The following is a 19,163-nucleotide window of genomic DNA, read 5'->3' on the forward strand; positions in this document are numbered from 1 at the left end:
TTAAAAATGATTAGCAATTCGCATCGCAGCTGGTCCACCGGGGCATGCCACGTTAATCCTAGTGTCGCGTAGACGATGCTTACTAATTTCATAAAACCGAATATCTTGCTCCGTGTTACTGGCAACTCCAAGGTAACGACTGTCAGGCGTAAAAACCGCTGCTTGCGGAATGCCTCCGACGCGAATCAAATCACAGGCAACGAAAGTACTCCCTTGGCGTTCCAGCAGCATCACCATCCCGCTACTGCGATAAGCAGGATTCTCTGGGCTCTGATTACTATTATCAAGACAGTTTACAGCTAACCAGCGCCCATCGGGACTAATATCCACTCCTTCAGCCAAAATTCCAATCGGTATGGTATCATAGGCTTCCACATGGTCCACTTCTACCTTTAGAACTGTCACTGTTCCATCATCCACATTACCAATAACAGCTAAACCACCCTCCGGCGAGAAGTCGGCTGCGTAAGGACCATCACGACCTTCAATACGCTGTAACACATTCACTTCATCATTTTCAACCGAGACATATAAAACGGCATCAGCCTTATTTAAAGTAATCAATGCACGTTGACCATTGGGGGAGAAAACAACATGTGATACACTACTCTCCGGACTGGCTACGCTAAAAGTCCCTAACAAATGCACAGGCTCTGGACTGTCCATAATTTCAATCAAGGAGACAGTGCCATCCGCACGATTTGCCACCAGAGCACGGGTGCCTGCTGCATTGATATCCACTCCGGACGGCTGGAACCCCAGCTCGATACTTTGCACAATCGTAGGCACCTCATCGCTCAAACTCACCACACTTAATCGAGTATCTGGAATTTGTTTTTGTGAATTATTTGGATCGACCTGCATTGCGGCCGTGACCAATGCATAACGATTATTCGGAGTAATCGCCACCGACGTTGGTGGGCCGATCAAACTGGTCGGAATTGAAGCAAGATGTTTGACCTCCAGTTGAGGTAAGGCCGCCGCATTAATAGCAAGCAGAGCCCCTGGACGAGCATTAGAATAAATTCGCTCCCCGCCTCCAACTTGAGTATAACGTTGATCGGTCACACACACCATCCAACTCTCGGGGGGGATCAATGCAGTTGATTCATCTGTTACTACGCTTGACGAAAGCAACGCCCCCAAACCTTTAATAGCAATAAAGGAGATAATAAGCGAAAATACAAATGCGATACTTAAGCCAGCATTCAAAAGTATGCCCGCCCGATGTTCCCCCATTAAATCCTGCTTATTCACAAGGGTCGCAAACACAACAATCACGAGTGGTAACACGAAGACCTGTGCGACTTGAGTTAAAATTTGTGCTACAATTGGATTGGCTCCTAAAACCGGAACTGTGAGCCCAAGTAAGCAGGCCACGGCACACAGAATACGAAACGTCTTACTACGACTATCAAACTCACCATTTTGATAATCCCCGACCAGCAATGGAGCCACCATACAGATTGGGAAAATAGAGGAAAGTCCCGCGCTCAAGGTTCCTAATAAGAAAAATGCAACCGCAAAACGCCCAGCGACAGGCTCCAGAGTAATCACCATATCCAGCACGTCATTCACTTCAAATCCCCGACTGTGCAGCGCACCAGCAGCACATGCCATGATGGAGCCACTAAGAATAAACATAAGTGTAGCTCCCACAATCGCATCCCGACGTTGATGTAGCATGTCCTTTTCTGTCCACCCCTTTGACTTAACTAATAACGGTCTAACCACAAAGGTCGGTGCCGCCATCGTAGTACCAACAAATGCAGCGATCATCAGCATACTGCCTGGCACCTCTGGAATAGTGGGGAGCAAACCGGTCGCAATCTCGGCTGCTGAAGGCATCACCACGAACATCGATAACAAAAAGGATACCCCCAATAAAGTAACAAAAAGGACCAGAATTTTCTCAAAGAAACTATAACCTCCGTGCCAAAGTAAACCATACATAGCCACTAGAATGACTATGGCAATTCCCAGCACTGGCCAATAGGCACTTTCACTTAGGCTTGGAACAAACAAACGTAAGCCCTCGTAGACAGCACTCGACGATAAACCGACCAGCCCAGACAAACAAAACCACTGTCCAATCACTACGCCCACTACCATGATTATCGACAACCACTTACCACCGGGAAGATAGCGCTTACAGCCATTAGCAGCTGTGCCTCCGGTGACCAATGCATAACGCCCAGCCGCCTCCATCAGAACACCTGAAAATACACAACTAAGCGCTAAGACCCACAGCAACTGGAAGCCAAACTGACTCCCGGCTTTGCTCATCGAGGTCACACTGCCCGTTCCAAGGGTGTAACCAATTGCGAAGATACCTGGCCCCACGGAAAGCACAAGTGTCACAAATCGACGGAATAATTTATTCATATGAGGTATAAGCGATAGAGATTTGGAATTAAAGCAGGCGCTATGTTAACTGAGTTGAGACGTCGCCTATCAACAATAGGCAACGTCACAAAAGATCGGACTAATTGAGGGGATGCTCAGACGAAAGAATGACTGCTGCTGCTTTTAACTGCTCACGTCCAACGGTATCAGTGGGGCCCGTAAAACCAGGTCCTCCTGCAGCCACGTAACCATCACTGCGCCCCGAAGCATCAGGACTCACCCAGAAGGAATACAGACTTCCAGAACTCATTTCAAAATGGACACGTACGGGCTTCCCTGCCAGTTGCGACAAGTCAGACACGGCATTCCAACGGATCTCTTTCAATGTGCTATCACTTCTCAATGGCAGGCAATTGTCCAAAGTAAATGGAGCGATCGGCTTCCCCTCCACATCGCGAAGTTCCGCTCGCAAACGCCCATGTTGCATATTCGCATTCACGAAAAGGCGCTTTCCCTGAAACTGAATCGGCCGAGTCGTCAATGTTCCAGTCTCAAGACCAACATCCATAGAAGCGAAACCATCGCGGCGCATATAAGCCAAGCCTGTCGCTCCATTGGTATACATACCATCGCGCGGACGCGTATCGTCACCTGCAAAACCACCATAATAGAACCAGAGTTGATCACCAACAATAGCACAAATGCCTGTAGTCGACTGTAAATAACCACGATCCCAAGTACCTTCCTTTCGTGCTGCAGGAATAGCTGCACGCCGATCCGGACGGTCCCAATGGAAGCCATCACGACTATAAGCAAACTCGAGCTCCGTTATTTTTGGAGCTCCCTCAGTCTTATTGTTATCAGGACCCAACCAAATTTGAAACATCCCGAGCATCAGGCTTTCATATGCAATCGCATCTAAATTGTATAGTTGCGGCGTTTTTCCGAGTTCAGCATCTACAGGATCCAATTTATCTGCACTAGTCCAGACTACAGGCTCACCTGGCTGCCAGCCGGTCCCTTTCCAAAAGTCACGTTTATCCCAGGTCCAAAAATTTCCCTGCAAAAAAGCATCAGACTCCCAATAATGCCGCGAACGCCCGGTGAACATGGAGCGTAAACTGAATACCCACTTCTCACGAAATGGATTATAGAAAACTGTACTACGATCTCCCATCGGACCAGTTGTAACTGCGTCACTCCAATTGACACCATCTGAGGACACATAACAATATGCACCAATGCCAAAGTCGCCACCAGGAGGTCGCACAAACAACTTGTAACGTTCATCTGGATTCTCAGTCCAGCTATCGAGAATCACATTCCATGAATCCGGCCGAACTCCACTTGGAGTCACCTCATTCAGTGCGCGCCTTTGCCCATTTCCTGAAACCTGTGGGCGTTGCCAGTGAATCCCATCAGAACTGGTAGCTAAGCCAATCCCTCCAAACCAACCTGCTTCATACCACAGTTTAAATAGTTGGTCCTGCGAATCCCACCACATACCACCACTTTTTGGTGTCGCAATAGCCAGACCGTTTGCATCCAATGCACGCTCTAAGCCAGTCTCAGGCGTCAAAACAGGATTACCGTGGTATTTGATTGGGAGATGAAAATTACGCGTCAGATTCGTATCTTCAATCAGAAAGTCATCCACAAAAAGCTGACGTCCTACATCTACCGGAATCACCTCAGGGATCTTCTTTAAATAAGGTACAGGCATGGGTTCCCGCGAAGCCACATATTGAGTTGGTGGCCATTCAGCTGGCAACTGTATGCCGTTGTAAAGAACTTCATCTAAGCCTTTTTTGGGCTGATACAGCTGCTTTTGTCCCTTTAGCACGGCATCAACTAAAACTGCCCACTTCTTGAACCTATACGTCTCGCCAGACTTTACCTTTTTTTTGTAAACGAGTACTCCGTCGCCCGGATTTGTTCCAAAAAGCGGAGACATCGTCACCCCCGTAACCAATTGAAAACCATGGGATTCTAAATTCTTCACCTGCGAAATGGATCCGCTGCTCTCCGGAGGAGTTAGCACGTATAATGGCCCTCCACGAATGACCGTGAAAAACAACGAATCAATACCTGCGCGGATAAATGGTAAATTATCTAATACTGCTGGTGGCGCATTTAGAACAAAATCACGGTCACGAAATATTCGAGCTCCGACAACAAAACGATCAACCTCACCTCGGCTCATGCGTAACACAACATGCTCGTCCGGGGCTGCTTCACCATGCACTGGAAGTTGAGCACTAGGTGCTGCCCCCACAATTACAGCCCACTTATTAAAAGTATAACTTTCTCCAGCCTCCACATTCTTTTCATAAACAAGCACGCGATCACCACGATTATCTCCAAACAACGGATCCATCATAACCCCGGGCACCAAACGAAAACCATAAGACTCCAAGCTTTCTACCTGTGAAACAGAAACGCTTGAGAGCGGAGCTGTCAGAACATATATTTTCCCTCCAGTTATCACAGAGAACGATGTGCCCGCAATATGGCCACGCATGAATGGCAAGCCCTTCAATAGGGCGGGTGGCACATTTAACACAAAATCCCGATCTTTAAAGACCTGAGTACCAGCAACAAAGTAATCTAGCTGCGCACTATTCATCCGTACTACAGCGTGCATCGCAGCAGATTCGGAATTCGACTTGTCCGCATCGACACTGGCTCTCAAAGTGTAGTCATCACCCGCTAAGTCTTTATCCAATACTGCTTGTCCTGAGTTCGTCACGATCACGTTCCCCAAGTCGCGTCCAATTTGCAAAAGAGCAGGTGTCGTGAAATGAAATTTACCTTCTGAGGTCGCATCGGCGACTGAATACAAATCCCCTGTCGTCGGTGTCATGAACACAGCATCCATCGAAGTAGCGACCGCTTGCTGAGCCACTGCCACCATCTCCCACTGCGCGACCCACGAGAGGTTGCTAGAATAAGCATATTGGGCAGGCGAGACTTGATTATATGCAAAAACAACCTGTTCACCGTAGGTTGCACGAATATCCTGAATAAAACGAGTCAAATGCTCTGCATATTCAGCTCCCTTATTTTCGAGTGCATCGGACTCCCCCTGAACCCAGCCCATCCCCATGACCACGATCTCACGCCCCGGATACTCAGCCTTTAAGGCTGCTATAGCCCCTTCCACCGTATTCTGAAAAAGACGGTACAACTTGCCATCTTCACGCTTTTCAGCAGTCCCATCGGGACGCCAATCCGCGATGTCATATAAACTAGTCCCTCCATGAGCAAATTTGACAACTGCCACTTTATCCTCAGTATTTGCTAAACGATCACGTATGGTGCGTCCCATACTGAGTTCCGGCCCAAAACGACATACAGGCTCCTTCAAATCAGGATAAAAACCACCTGGCTTTTCAGCCTTATGAGACGTGCCTGGTTGCAATTTAACTAAAGTATTTTCCGGTAAATATCCCTCGCCAGCGATCGTATAATAGAAATCTACATCAGCTTGCGGCTGCGCCAAAGGATCATTGTGCTCTAGTAAATACTGCTGATACCCCCAGCCCAGCGCATTCGATTGTCCTCCGAACAGAACCAGAAAAACACGCCCCTGAGAGCCAACAGCCTCTTGCCCCACTGCTGCCCTGCATCCCAGCAAGATCCCAAAGCTCAGCATTATGATCACAAGAATGCCTCTCACAGACAAAAAACTATTTGCAAAACAATTCTTAAACATATATCTTATCGTTTAATCAACTACAAGTTTTAATACAAGTAAAAAACTGCTCAATCAACCTCGACTCGAAGTAATTCCAAAGAGAAAAGATAATCCAAAGCCTGGCATTATGCAATTATGCCAGGCATGCTCAGCCCTCTCCCCTGCAAAATCCCAATCTAATGAATAGCTACAAGTTAAAGAGCTTACTGATATATGCGATAGCTATAATCAGTATCATAACCAACCTCAGTGCGGAAATAAAACTTCCATCCATTTTCACGGACCACATGGTACTGCAACGGGGGCAAAATATTCCCGTTTGGGGAACATCAGATGCCGGCGCTTCCCTAACGATTCAATTTGCCGATCAAATTCAAACGACAACCGCCGACTCTGAAGGCAAATGGCGAATTGATCTAGCGCCGCTATCAGCCTCCGCTACCCCCCGAAAGCTCAGCATCATCTCACCAAATCAAGACAAGCCACTCGAATTTCATGACATTCTAGTCGGCGACGTATGGCTCTGCGCAGGTCAATCAAATATGCAGTGGACCATGCAACGTAGTAGTGAATCGGATACAGATATAGCTAACGCCCAATCAACGACAATTCGACTATACAACACACCTCGAGTCGCATCCCCACAACCACGAAACACTGTTAACGCCCAATGGACAACTTGTACACCAGAAAGTGTCCGCGATTTCTCTGCTGTAGCTTACTATTTTGGACAGCAACTTAATCAGGAATTAGAAGTGCCAATTGGATTACTACTCAGCGCATGGGGCGGCACTCGCATAGAGCCATGGACTCCACCAATCGGATTTAAAGGCATCGAAGCACTCGCAGACATTCATGCCAAAGTGCAAAAAACCCTGCCTCAGACTCCCGATTATAAGCAAACGATGGGCCAATATTTAAAACAGCTCAAACAGTGGACAACAACAAGCTACGAAATCTTATCGGGGAACGGATATATTAGCGCTCCGCCCGCTTTTCCAAGCGAGCTGATACTAGGCGAAAGCCATCAAGAGCCGACTAAAATCTACAATGGAATGATCCACGCCCATATCCCCTTCGCAATCAAAGGAGCGATCTGGTATCAAGGAGAATCGAACCATGAAGATGGATTACTCTATGTAGATAAAACTCGTGCGCTCCTCAAAGGCTGGCGCTCACTTTGGGGCTATGACTTCCCATTCTACTTCGTCCAAATTGCGCCTTTTAACTATAATGAAGCACCAGAGCGACTCGCCGAGTTCTGGGAAGCACAGTCCAAAATCGTACAAGAGATCCCCAACACTGGCATGGCTGTTATCAATGATGTCACGGACTTAACTAACATACATCCGGCCAATAAAAAAGTGCCCGGTAAACGCTTGGCACGCTTAGCTCTTGCCAACACTTACAACAAAGATTTGGTGAGTACTGGTCCAGTATTCAAGAAACTAGAAATACTGAACAACACTTTAAAAGTCCACTTTGACAGCGCTGTAGGACTCAGCACACGCGACGGGAAAGCTCCAGATTGGTTTGAAATCACTGATAGAACAGGCGACTTCAAGCAAGCACAAGCCATCATCGAAGGCACAACGATTGTCCTAAAATCCAACGAAGTCGCTGAACCTTTAGCACTTCGTTTCGCATGGCACAAATTAGCCATACCTAACTTAATCAATGGTGTAGGTCTCCCCGCCTCACCTTTCCGCGCGGGAAAATTGCCAGAAGTCAACTTAGACACGCTTCCAGCGGCGAATGGTTTCCGTACGGTATACCAAATCCAACTTCCGAGCGATGCAAACTATGCACAAAGCAATCCAGACTATGACATAGATAATACAGCCTCGGCAGGCACATTTAATAAAGTTGCCTACTTTCTCGAATTACAGAAGCCCGGGCAAACTCGTAAGTATGTCTTCGTCTCCATGGACACATTCTCCAAAGATCCCACTAAAATTGGCATTCCAACTGCAAAAAGCGGCGCCCGATTCATGCAGAAAGTCTCAAATTTGACAGTTCGCAGCAACGTCGAAGAACTGAGCAACTGTGATTCAACAGATGGCGGTAATATTGAATTTTGGCCAGGAAACTACCGCCCCGCAAACGAACAAAAAATCGTTGGTGCAAGTCATAGTCAATTTGATTATGGAGATCGAGCCGACAATCACATCCCTGGCTACGGAAGTATGCAAATTCACAATTGGAAGAACAAGGAAACCGTCCTTGCGATTAACCACTGGGGCGCCAATGGCATACTTGATATCGGCATCGGCAATTCAACAGGGAAGAATTCTGATTGGACATTTAGTAAGAATGCCAAGGATTATTCCCTACGCCGCCTGACAGTATTGGTAAAATAACGAATAGATCCCCCACCATACAAGCCTTACAACAAAACAGACCGTATTACGAATCAAGCTATACGGTGTCTAACTATAATGGCAATGTGGCTCTCTTAGAGGGCCACATAATTAAGCTTTAGGGTCGACTGACACCTGCTTGGTTCGAAGGAACTAAGCTATCGTAAACATCTCAATTCAAGATTTGTTTCGAATTAATAGAATTCTAATAATAACGCCCACTTATAATGCCCCAAAGAACACTCGACTCCCCAACACCCGAGCTGAAATGACTGCTAGCGTACATCGCCACTTAGTAGTCTTGAAGTGAAGTTCTAGACCAGCTCATTGGCACTGCTTCCTAAGCCTCAATTTACGTTCTCCAAACTCGCTCCGACAACAATTGCCCATTTGCCAAACGTATACGACTCACCTGATTGCACCATTTTTTCATAGATAACTGCGTGATCGATTCGGAGATCTCCCCATAGAGGTGAATTCGATACCCCAGAGACAATACGAAAACCAGAAGATTCCAATTTTGAGGCCTGGGAAAGTGAAACATGCTGCGCAAGTGGCGTAAGCACATATAATTTGCCGTCTTCCACCACAGAGAATGAAATCCCGTCAATCCGAGTGCGCACGAAGGGCAACCCTTCAACCATAGCTGGCGGCGACTCATTTAATACATAATCGCGATTCAAAAACACCTCAGTACCTGCAATGAAGTTATCAACTTCACCATCCTTCACCCGAATCACTGCGTATGTATTAGGATCTGCCTGAGGCGAAATGACTACCTCTTCTTGTTCCCACCAAACCGGTTCGCCACTGACAACTGCAACATTCCCCGCAGATAAACCGCAATGATCCGCAATAGAATTTCCCAAATCACGTCCTATCTGTAGCAATGCTGGTGTCGTGAAATGCACGCCCCCTTCAGAAGTATTGCGTGAAACAGCATAATCAACACCAGCGGTTTCAGTCATATACACTCCACTCATTGAAGCGGCCACACGTCGCTGCGCATCAGCAACCATCTTCCATTGCTCCATACGAGCTCGATCCTTAGAGTGCATATACTGATGCGGAGACACCTGCGAGAACGCAAAACCAACCTGATTGCCATACGTATTTCGAATATCCTCAATAAAGCGAGTCAAATGCGTCTCATACTCATCTCCCTTAGATTTCATCGCATCCGCCTCGCCTTGCACCCAGCCCATACCGATAACAACGATCTGATGCTCAGGGTATTTCTGTTCAAGAGCAGTCATCGCTCCAGAAACAGTATTTTGAAAAATTTGATACAGCTGGCCATCATCCTTACTGTCTGCCGAACCATCCGGACGCCACTCTGAAGCATCATACAGACTCGCACCTCCACGAGCAAATTTAACAACACAGAGCTTATCTTCAGGATTCGTCATTCGCTCCCTAAAAACTGTAGCCATACTCAATTCCGGCCCGAAACGACATACAGGCTCCTTCAGTTCAGGATAAAATCCTCCTAACTTCTGATACTGGTGAGATGCTCCTGGCTGTAATGGAACCAGCTGATTCGTAGGCAAATATCCAGCTTCGCGCACTATAGTATAATATAGATCCACATCTTTTCGAGGCTCCACCAAAGGGATATCGTTATCGATCAAATACTGTTTATACCCCCAGCCCAATGCATTCGATTGCCCTCCGAAGAGAAAAACGAACACCTTTTTTTGAGAAACAGACAACTCTCTACCCACTGCGAAAGAGTGACTAAACATCAAACATAACCCAAACGAAATCCCCAGCAACACAGGGCGACACCGAAAAAAACGATTAGAATATAAAAATAAAATCATATAACAAATAATTCAAAATTATTAAAGTGCAGCAAGCCCTAATCATAAACTTCACTCCCAATTTTATAGACGCCCCACGACCAATAGCAAACCGCCTTTGAAAACCGTCAATCTATCGATATCCAAATCGAGCTCACTGTGACTAAGGGTTCAACGAGCGAACTGCGAGATCACCTGTAACCTGAAAGACACCAGATCCCTTAATTTGCTCACACTCATAGTCGGCACCAGACCCGATCGCTCCCCAAGTCCCCATCGGGCAAAGCTCACCATTGAGTTTCAATTTAGCCACTGGATACACACCCTGCTCTAGTAAGTGGACGCGTGCATCGTGCGAAATGGCGACCTTGCCAAATTCACTGAATCTAATTGACCCTAAATAAACTGTGACATTAGTGGTAACTAACAATTGATTCATCTGTCCGGGGCCAGCCAATCGAAGGCTCCCTGCACCTACGACATGCAAGTCACCGCTAGCGACAATCGGACCAGACAGTAATAATTCTGCTCCCGACGACAGTTTGAATTTCGTAGCCGAACGAAATTCAATTGGCACATCAATTTGATGCTTCCCTCGCAACAATTCCACCATGCTGGGAGCGTTTTCATTTACTAAACGCAGTGCGCCTCCCGATAAAGTATAGCTATGTGAATTATTAAAACTCAAACCGGCCAATTCCAATCGGTTGTGCTCAGCTTCAAGCTGAACAGACTCAATGTAGAACCGTGCTCCAGCGCAATCGCTATCAGTAACGGGCTGAATACGTAATTGAGTAATACGCTGCTGCGCCCACTGTGCGTGGCCGTGCATCTCAAAGACAAGGTCTTGAAACGCCCCTTTTCCAGTGTAGAATAGGCGTTTCACACAGGATGGATTCATACCATTATTAGTTGACGTCCCCCAATGTAAATCAACAGGAATGGACTCTGAGTGGTCCACACGGATCCGTATGCGGATATGTGACACTTGGTCGCCATCCAAATTCAATAAACTCCGACGAAGTTCAGCCCCGCCCTGCGTAAACACCCCCGACAATCCTAAAGCGCACACAGCGAATTCATTTACAGAGTGGCTCGTCCATCCCTGCGTATCCATATCTGTCCCAAAGTACCAACTACGATCCCGGGAAGGAATTTTAACAGTGCTATCTGCATCTGCCGCACTACCAAAAATTGCCGTTCCACCGCTCGCTTGAGGCGGGCTAAAATAGTACCAATTCCGCGGATTGGCCCACTCGTCACCACCCCGGCCAGTCCATGTATATCGATTCTCATCAACAGGTGGAATCACGACACTACTCGGCTGAAATGAAACTGCAGCCTGATCAACCACAGCAAGAAAATTCCCCATTGTATCAAAGCGCAGCACTCGTCCACTGCGCGCCCTGACATACACTTGCCCCTCCTGATAAGCAATACCATCCGGATGCAGAAAAGGAGCCCCATCAAACTGGCTCCCCAATGCAAAAGTCCCCAATGGAGCATCACTCAATGCAGTTGGCTCGTAACGTTGAATCACACCATTCTCGATACGTAAACGATGCGAATGCTTGGCAGTTCTAAAATCAACAATCCGATGAAACGTAAGTAAATTAGAATCATGCCCGCGCGGAGGCTTATGCCCTCCAACATCAAAGGCTGTCCTTGATACTAGCACTAGATCATCTCCATCAAAATCGAAATTAAAATATTGAAACCCTTCGTAACTCAGATTCTCAGAATATAAAAAAATCTGCTCCATACGCCAATGAAGCAAGTCTCTCGAGGAGAATAGGGCAGCCGTATTGCGTATGAGATCTGGCGCCAATGAGTTGCCTGCGTGTATCGACATAATCGGATTCGCTAAGGCATAATATTTCCCCGAAACTACATCGTAACGTACTGAAACCTTCTTCTCCCCCCCGCAAAAAGGCACGAAGTCCAGATCAGGATCAAAACTAACTCGGCCATTGCTCGCGTTTACAGTTGAAATGGCTAAATAAGGTAACAAACGAACCTTAGAAAGAATATTCAGGCCAAGATCTTCAGAAGCTGCGATCTGACCTTCACCTATAAAATTATCTACACGGCGATAGCCTCCCGCCAACCAGCTATTATGCGCGGGGGGGAAGCCGCTTTGACGCAACCATGATTCCTCTAGAAAGGGATCCGCTCCTACAGGAAATGATGCACTTGAGGTCGACGAAGCTAGCCAAAAGCGCTCCTGATATGGAATCAAATTATCTGGTGTCGCGAAGCCTCCAGAATCAAAAACAGCAGTCTCCCAAGTGGCTCCAAAATCTTCAGAACGCATCATTACCCATTGACTCCCCTTGGTATCATGATCGGAGCCACTAAGATACACAACGCCGTCATATTCAAATAAACTAGCCCGCAAAATTCCATGAAGACAGTCCCCTCCGTTCGTTGGCGCCCAGGTCAGACCTTTATCAGTAGAACGAAAGACCTGAGTCTGCCCACTCTCAGCAGAACCAGCCCCATTACCAAACTGTGCATGCGACGCGAGGTAGTCGCCATTTGACAGAACTAACAAAGAAGGATCCGAAACGTAAACGGCATTCAAAAAGGACCACCGTGGTGACGTAATTTCATTGATAATCACTCCCGGGACAGCGGCATGGCTCTGTCCGAAGATCTCATGCCCAACCAGCGATAGTATCGACATACAACCACATAGAAACACACGCCAGCCACAAATAAATAGGGGTAATCGCTTAAGAATATAATAATACATCGTAAAATAAGCAGATCGCATCTACCTGAGGCTTAGCTAGATTCAGATTACTATAAAGCAATCAATCTAAACCGAGAGTCAATTTTAATAGTCCTAGCCTTCTCAACTCTAAGACTCAAGCATCGCTCACAGAGCGAACAGCCAGATTAAGCAAAAAAAAGGTTTGATCCCCTTAACAGAGATCAAACCTAGCCTAATTGATACTACGTAATAATTACACCATCTCTCTTGGCTTACGACGCATAACCGACGCACTCACCACTAATATCCCCATCAAAAACGCAAATTGTGCTGACTCAGGAACAGCAGAAAGCACACCCGTGGCTTCACGAAATTCATAAGTCAAATTTGACGCCTGGTAAGTCCAAACTCCAGCTTCAGACTCAGTAAAGTTAAGAATTGAAAAACTCTCACCATAGATTGCACTCAAAGAAGCATCCACAATAGTCCACATGTTCTGGGCACTCGATGCGACATTCTCAAAGTCGAAGATAAATAAACCTGACAAATCAAGGTTACCGGTGCCAGTAATTTGATTATTACTACCGTCCTCGCCGATAGCAAAGGTCATGGAGCCTCCATCAGCAAGGACTAACGAGCCAGCATTGACAACTGTATCACCTAAATATGTATTGTTGCCTGTAAAGGTAAGCGTTCCTAGGCCCGCCTTAATCACAGATCCCGCGGCATCATCAACAAGATCCTGTGCGATTGCGATATCGTGATCATCACTGTCAAAAGTTACCCCACCGGACTGAACACGCGCTTGCGTTAAGCCTTCCAGAAAATTAGCATTCGTCGAACGCGCAACGATAGTGCCACCATTCAGATTGAGAATCGACGTGCCCCCTCCAGTCGCTTCACTACGAATTTGATTGGCACTGAGTGTGCCACCATTGAGCGTGAGTGTGCCGGAAGCGATGCCCTGTGCCACCAAAACATCGTCCAAGTTTGCCACAGCTGAATTAGACAAAGTCCAGGATGCTGTATTAGCATCGCCCGTGACATAGCGTGAAATGTACGAAATACCAGATACTTTATTCAGCGTACCTCCGCTCTGATTGAAATTAGCGACTGCACCACTGCCATGAGCAATAGCAAAGAAGCGATCAATATTAACGGTACCGCCCGTCATTTCAACTCGTCCCTTAGCACCGCTGCGTCCCACAAGCAACTCTGCAGCATTCAGAACTGCAGTACCACTTACATTATAAAGACCAGACTCTGAGTCATCCGTCCCAGCCACTCCATCGCCCACCACAAAAAATTCAGCATCGATTTGACCAGCACTATGATTTAATGTCCCATGTGCAGTCTCACTACCAGTTGTGCGATTACCAATGATGATATTAGAGCCCAAGGTATCAAGGGTACCACCGCTCATTGTATAAATGCCCGTGCTACGATGGCCTATCACTACGCCACCAGTAGCCTCAATAGCACCACCACTTTGAACAAAAGTTCCTGCACCACCCACCTCTTGAGCGAGATATAATAATTTTCCAGTATTTAGCTCACCACCACTTAAAGTAAATGTCCCGGAACCTGATTTCCCCACTTGCAAGTCGTCACGAGTGATAAGAGTGCCTCCCTCCATCTCAATATAACCACTCTCACCTGATAATGTTCCCATTTGAACACGAATGATATCACCAGCGGAATCAGCATCTGTAATTAGAAGCGTTCCACCGTTATCAACGTGAAACACATCAGAACTGCCTGGCACACGAGTCGTATTTACACTACCACCATCGAGCCAATTACTCATAACATTATACGAGCCTGGTCCAGAGACATTCCAATCATATGTACGAGCGCTCAATGGAGCAGCATAAGTCACAAGTGCTGACAATGCCAACAAATGCTTAGGGTTTGAAATCGCGTATAGCATCGATTTTTTATTCATATTTACTTTGGGGTTAGTCAGATTATATTATCTATAGTCTGTGGGTTGTTTATTGTTTCCTATTAATGAGAAATATCGCCAGTCATAATTACTAATCATAATGCAGTGTTAATGCTCAGAACACGGACACGATTAGACTCGGCATCACGTGGAAAAACAAAAAAAAGCAGTTTTTCATCGTCACTAATAGTCTGATACTCCGTATGACGGATCAGCCATTCACCACTATCATTGACTTTAACCATAATGCGTACAGGCACTAAATTATCGTCCTCACGACCTAAACTCATAAGCGTAACAGCACGTGGAGCCACAATCTGAGGATCCTTTCCCGTATACATAGCCAAGGTCTGCCGTGTTAAGTTATAGAACATGGCCTTACCATCGGGGATACGCTTGGTGGGTGCCTCCACTGGAAGAATATTATAAGCACTTCCCTCACCGCTAGTATTGGGAAAGAAAATTAATAAAACGTCTCCGGATAACTGTTCTACAGCAACTACTCCAAGAGGGATACGCTCTCCTGACTCAGCATCATTTTGAAAAAAAACAAGGGGCCCAAGTCCCGAATAATGGTATAGATCAGAGATCTGTCCATCACCCACATCAATTAACTGTGCACCACTTTCAATGCTCTCTTGATATGATATCTTAGGCGCAACATAACGGTATCCACCTCGTCCTTCCCCATCACTAATGTATCCAGAAATATCAAAATTTTGAGGCCATAGATAAATACGAAAAGAGACCTGAACAGGAGCTTCTTCAAAATCCGTAGATGACAAGATTTGAGCCTTCCCGACCGCTGAATACAGCAAATAGATGACACTTAGCATCGCCCAGAATGAGGACACACACGGCGCAGATCCAATATTCAATCGACTCATATTTCCTCCTCTGTCAACCAACGAAAACTTACGATTTCAAAACGGCGCCCAAACTCGCTGTTTGTATTATTGATATCTGCTAGTGAAGTATTTGGCACATCACTGGCATCCACATACTCAGGCACGCGTTGCACAATGGCTTCACACCAAACTCTATTAGGCATGGAATCACCGATGCCGGCACTTTCACCATAACTACGAATGCGAAAAGTGTCTGAACGTGCACTCATCGTATTACCAATGCGCGACATGAGATCTGCCTGACTTAACCACCCTGGCACTTGTTCGTTCGTCCATCCCGCTTCGGCTGAACTATTCGCCCACTCTGGGGCCAATTCTAGTGATTCGGCCTCTGTATATGCTTTCTGCAAACCAGCATTAATCCCAGCATTATCGATCGCTGCGGCCAAAGCCCCTCTCAATTGCAACGACTCGTTATCACTCCCATTCAGAGATCGATTAACAAAATCAGCCATGGAAGTAAAAGGTCCCCGCAAGCGGATCTGCCGTACAATCTCTTGCGACAAGTCTTCAATTTGCTCAAGGCTTAGGTTACGATAACCATTATATGTATTCTGACGAGTAGGGTTAATATTATTCACAGTAACCGGAAGCCCGACGGGCTCGCTGGTCCGTATAAAAGGCACTGCATCATCATTGTTGGACACTGAACTATCACTGAGAGTCACAGGTAAACCGTAATACGAAGTTAAGAGTGCTTGCCACGCCTGAATAGAGGTTGAATTCACATTAAATGCACCATCGAGCATTAAATGCTCAGCGGAATCATCTAATCCAATACTGAATTCGGAATTCCCTGACATCCGTATCAAACGCGGATTGACGGCTTCCGTATCTGCCGTCACTTCATCGGGTAACGTTGAGAGAAAATATTTATCCCACAGCACCTCGTTCAGCAAATAGGAATAATCATAACGATATACAACTTTACCAAAACGCTCTAAATTTGCATTGCCTCGAGGCATCTCAAAAAAAGTTGATGTTAAATCGACAACAAATGGATTCGCATTACTATTACCTACCGCATAACTAGGTATCATGTTATCAAAGCGAGCGTATTGTTCACGCCAGTAAGTTCGTTCGTCCAGACTCCCCCATGTAATTCCATCGGGTTCCCAACGAAAAAGTGGAGCGTGCATCAATTGCCCAATCGACCATAATCCTTCACGTCCAGGCGAAGCTTCAAACAGAACTGCGCGACTTACATTATTAATATTCTCGTCATGACCAGCAAAGCCGGCATCTCCGAAATTCGCAACTGACTGATCGTAACCATTAATAAAGAATTGGTTATAGAACGATAGATTACGTGCTGCGGCATCATCATAAGTGCGCCCGGCACTTCCCGAGACAACTGCACGTGGATTAAGTGCCGAGAGCCATTTAACCTTACCCGGCAGTGTTGATGTAGTTGTATTATCCGTATATGCTCGAACAAACTTAAAACCAACTACCTGTTGTTGTCGCACCGAACTAGTCAGCACTTCATTAAATTCTCGCATTTGCTGAGTCGACAAAGTGCTACTTTCATGGGAAAGAAACAGCACATCCTGCAACGGCTGTAAGTTCTCCCCACTCCCTTGGTGCAAGAACAAAGCTAACACTCCAGTCTTTCCTCCTGTCCAATAATAATCATCAAAAACTTCCGCGTTCAACGGATCTCCATCATCCTTCAAAGATGGCGTTGGATTTTGACCATCACCCGTGGAATTTTCATCCTCAGCAATACAGTAGAAAACACCCTCAGCTCTAAACCCTGGCGCCAGTTCATTCTCCCCCGCAGCCGGCACATCACGCCAAACATACTCATTCTTGCCAGCTGGCGCTGAAAAGACCTTCGACTCTCCCGGGGCCAAGGTGACGCTGGGAATTGTCAATGTTATACTATGACGATCTGGAGCTATTTTAGTGGTATCAAACAAGCTAGCATCCTCATTTCGTTGCAGCTTTAGTCTCAAAATCTCCAGCGGATTACGTCGCGTTGTTATGCTACCATTACCGAGGGTTAGATTACGGGCAAAAGTCAATGTATAGTCCGTAGTCTCGAGCGGTTGATCGTATGGATTCCACAAAGTAACAGCAGGCATCATATAGAGGTAGACGGCATTCCCCTCATCGGCCTTATATACAGGCATAAAGTAAAGTTGCGCCTGTGACAATACAGGGTAAAAACCAGCTTGAGTGTTCGTGGTTTCACGCACAGGAAGAGAATTAGTTCCACTAGTCGTAGCCCAAGAACGCAATTGTGCCCAATCTGGCCCTCCGGGGTTACTCAAACTTGGAGTTTCTCCCATTGCGGGTTCAAACATCGAACCACTCAATTCCGAAGCTGCGTTCGCCCCGAACAATCCAGCAGTCAGATCTTGCTTAAGTCCCCCATTAGCAACATCCGCAAGCACTCCAAAACTCCACACGGTCAAATCATGAAACCGCTCCTTCACGGCCAATTCTGCAGTGGGATCACCATTCGCTAAAAGTTGTAATGAAGAATTACCAATCAAGTTGGCAAAATTTTCAACAGACAAAGCATTTGCCCAGCTCATCCCTTCAGTCCAACCGACCCCAAGCCGTCGAGGTCCCATGAGTTCAGAATTCTCAGGCGAGAGCAGTTCCGTCTCCAAACTAACAGATCGATAGTTTGCCTTTGCTTTTACACCCTCATCCCCAACCCAGTAGGCGAAACTTCCTGAATGATCCGACACATCTACCAAAGGAGCATAAACTTCAACCGCATTCCCCGCTTGCCCACTAGTAAATTCGCCAACCAGCTGAACACTCTGATCTGCACTCAAGCTCTCTTTTGGATCAAAAAAATCATTATCCACCGGTATTTTCGCCTGATTCCCACTCACCAGCCATGTGAGTAGCTCTCCATCGCGATTCCACACACCAGTCCAGTTTGGTTGCAACACACTGGCGACTGCGCCAGAATCCGACAAATCCATATCTTCAAGTAGATCCGCCGAAGCAGTCACACGCTGGTCCGATCCAGCCACCTTCTGCAGCTCCCCCAAGGCCACCATCATACCGAGGTATGCATTCTGTCTCGCATCATCCATTGCCGAACGCTGACCTGAGGTCATAACTTCAACCTGCACCAAGGTGCTGATAGATAAAATCAGCATCAAAACAAAGCTCATTAAGAGCAGAGACATCACTAGAGCAAAGCCCCCACAGCGTTGCTCGTGCAAAGTGGGCTGACAACTAGGTTTCGACATGCCTAAGTGACTAGACCCCGTCATCCATCGCCAAAGCGATGCAGTCATATTCGACCTATTAATAATATATGAAACCACGCGCATTAGCGAAAACACTAGGTCAACAATTAGACTAAATGCAAACATTTTATTCACAACTTCTCTAAATAACCACAAATTATAGCTATAGCC

General features: G+C 46.5%; 8 protein-coding genes. 1 reads left to right on the forward strand and 7 read right to left on the reverse strand.

All coding sequences use genetic code 11. The features are described 5' to 3' along the window. Both QEH59_RS04545 and QEH59_RS04550 read right to left on the reverse strand, forming a co-directional pair. The gene (locus tag QEH59_RS04545) at nucleotides 1-2,385 is read right to left on the reverse strand and encodes an Nramp family divalent metal transporter (protein WP_308984165.1); all 2,385 of its coding nucleotides are present in this window, start codon (nucleotides 2,383-2,385) and stop codon (nucleotides 1-3) included. Nucleotides 2,386-2,485: 100 nt separating this feature from the next. Then, the gene (locus tag QEH59_RS04550) at nucleotides 2,486-6,061 is read right to left on the reverse strand and encodes a sialate O-acetylesterase (protein WP_308984166.1); all 3,576 of its coding nucleotides are present in this window, start codon (nucleotides 6,059-6,061) and stop codon (nucleotides 2,486-2,488) included. A 161-nt stretch (nucleotides 6,062-6,222) separates the two neighbouring features. Between QEH59_RS04550 and QEH59_RS04555 the strand changes: the two genes are divergently transcribed. Beyond that, nucleotides 6,223-8,403, forward strand: a complete 2,181-nt coding sequence (locus QEH59_RS04555) for a sialate O-acetylesterase family protein (protein ID WP_308984167.1) — start codon at nucleotides 6,223-6,225, stop codon at nucleotides 8,401-8,403. A gap of 347 nt (nucleotides 8,404-8,750) precedes the next feature. On the opposite strand, the gene QEH59_RS04560 is transcribed toward QEH59_RS04555, so the two are convergent. The 5 genes from QEH59_RS04560 to QEH59_RS04580 form a co-directional block, all read right to left on the reverse strand. After that, nucleotides 8,751-10,148 carry a sialate O-acetylesterase gene (locus tag QEH59_RS04560; protein ID WP_308984168.1) on the reverse strand — a complete coding sequence of 466 codons (1,398 nt, stop codon included), beginning with the start codon at nucleotides 10,146-10,148 and terminating at the stop codon, nucleotides 8,751-8,753. A 220-nt stretch (nucleotides 10,149-10,368) separates the two neighbouring features. Further along, nucleotides 10,369-12,891 carry a sialidase family protein gene (locus tag QEH59_RS04565; RefSeq protein WP_308984169.1) on the reverse strand — a complete coding sequence of 841 codons (2,523 nt, stop codon included), beginning with the start codon at nucleotides 12,889-12,891 and terminating at the stop codon, nucleotides 10,369-10,371. A gap of 283 nt (nucleotides 12,892-13,174) precedes the next feature. Beyond that, nucleotides 13,175-14,866: an autotransporter-associated beta strand repeat-containing protein gene (locus QEH59_RS04570; protein WP_308984170.1), complete on the reverse strand. Its 1,692-nt coding sequence runs from the start codon at nucleotides 14,864-14,866 to the stop codon at nucleotides 13,175-13,177. Nucleotides 14,867-14,961: 95 nt separating this feature from the next. Beyond that, nucleotides 14,962-15,753, reverse strand: a complete 792-nt coding sequence (locus QEH59_RS04575; RefSeq protein WP_308984171.1) for a hypothetical protein — start codon at nucleotides 15,751-15,753, stop codon at nucleotides 14,962-14,964. Beyond that, nucleotides 15,750-18,992, reverse strand: a complete 3,243-nt coding sequence (locus QEH59_RS04580) for a helix-hairpin-helix domain-containing protein (RefSeq protein WP_308984172.1) — start codon at nucleotides 18,990-18,992, stop codon at nucleotides 15,750-15,752. Before QEH59_RS04580 ends, QEH59_RS04575 begins: the two co-directional genes overlap by 4 nt. Nucleotides 18,993-19,163: the final 171 nt, after the last annotated feature.

This window comes from Thalassobacterium sedimentorum, assembly GCF_031127905.1.
Classification (GTDB): domain Bacteria; phylum Verrucomicrobiota; class Verrucomicrobiia; order Opitutales; family Coraliomargaritaceae; genus Thalassobacterium; species Thalassobacterium sedimentorum.

Bases quoted from the DNA above. Each gene is read 5' to 3' on its own strand.
- QEH59_RS04545 (WP_308984165.1), bottom strand. From the start codon at position 2,385: ATGAATAAATTATTCCGTCGATTTGTGACACTTGTGCTTTCCGTGGGG.
- QEH59_RS04550 (WP_308984166.1), bottom strand. From the start codon at position 6,061: ATGTTTAAGAATTGTTTTGCAAATAGTTTTTTGTCTGTGAGAGGCATT.
- QEH59_RS04555 (WP_308984167.1), top strand. From the start codon at position 6,223: ATGAATAGCTACAAGTTAAAGAGCTTACTGATATATGCGATAGCTATA.
- QEH59_RS04560 (WP_308984168.1), bottom strand. From the start codon at position 10,148: ATGTTTAGTCACTCTTTCGCAGTGGGTAGAGAGTTGTCTGTTTCTCAA.
- QEH59_RS04565 (WP_308984169.1), bottom strand. From the start codon at position 12,891: ATGTCGATACTATCGCTGGTTGGGCATGAGATCTTCGGACAGAGCCAT.
- QEH59_RS04570 (WP_308984170.1), bottom strand. From the start codon at position 14,866: ATGAATAAAAAATCGATGCTATACGCGATTTCAAACCCTAAGCATTTG.
- QEH59_RS04575 (WP_308984171.1), bottom strand. From the start codon at position 15,753: ATGAGTCGATTGAATATTGGATCTGCGCCGTGTGTGTCCTCATTCTGG.
- QEH59_RS04580 (WP_308984172.1), bottom strand. From the start codon at position 18,992: ATGTCGAAACCTAGTTGTCAGCCCACTTTGCACGAGCAACGCTGTGGG.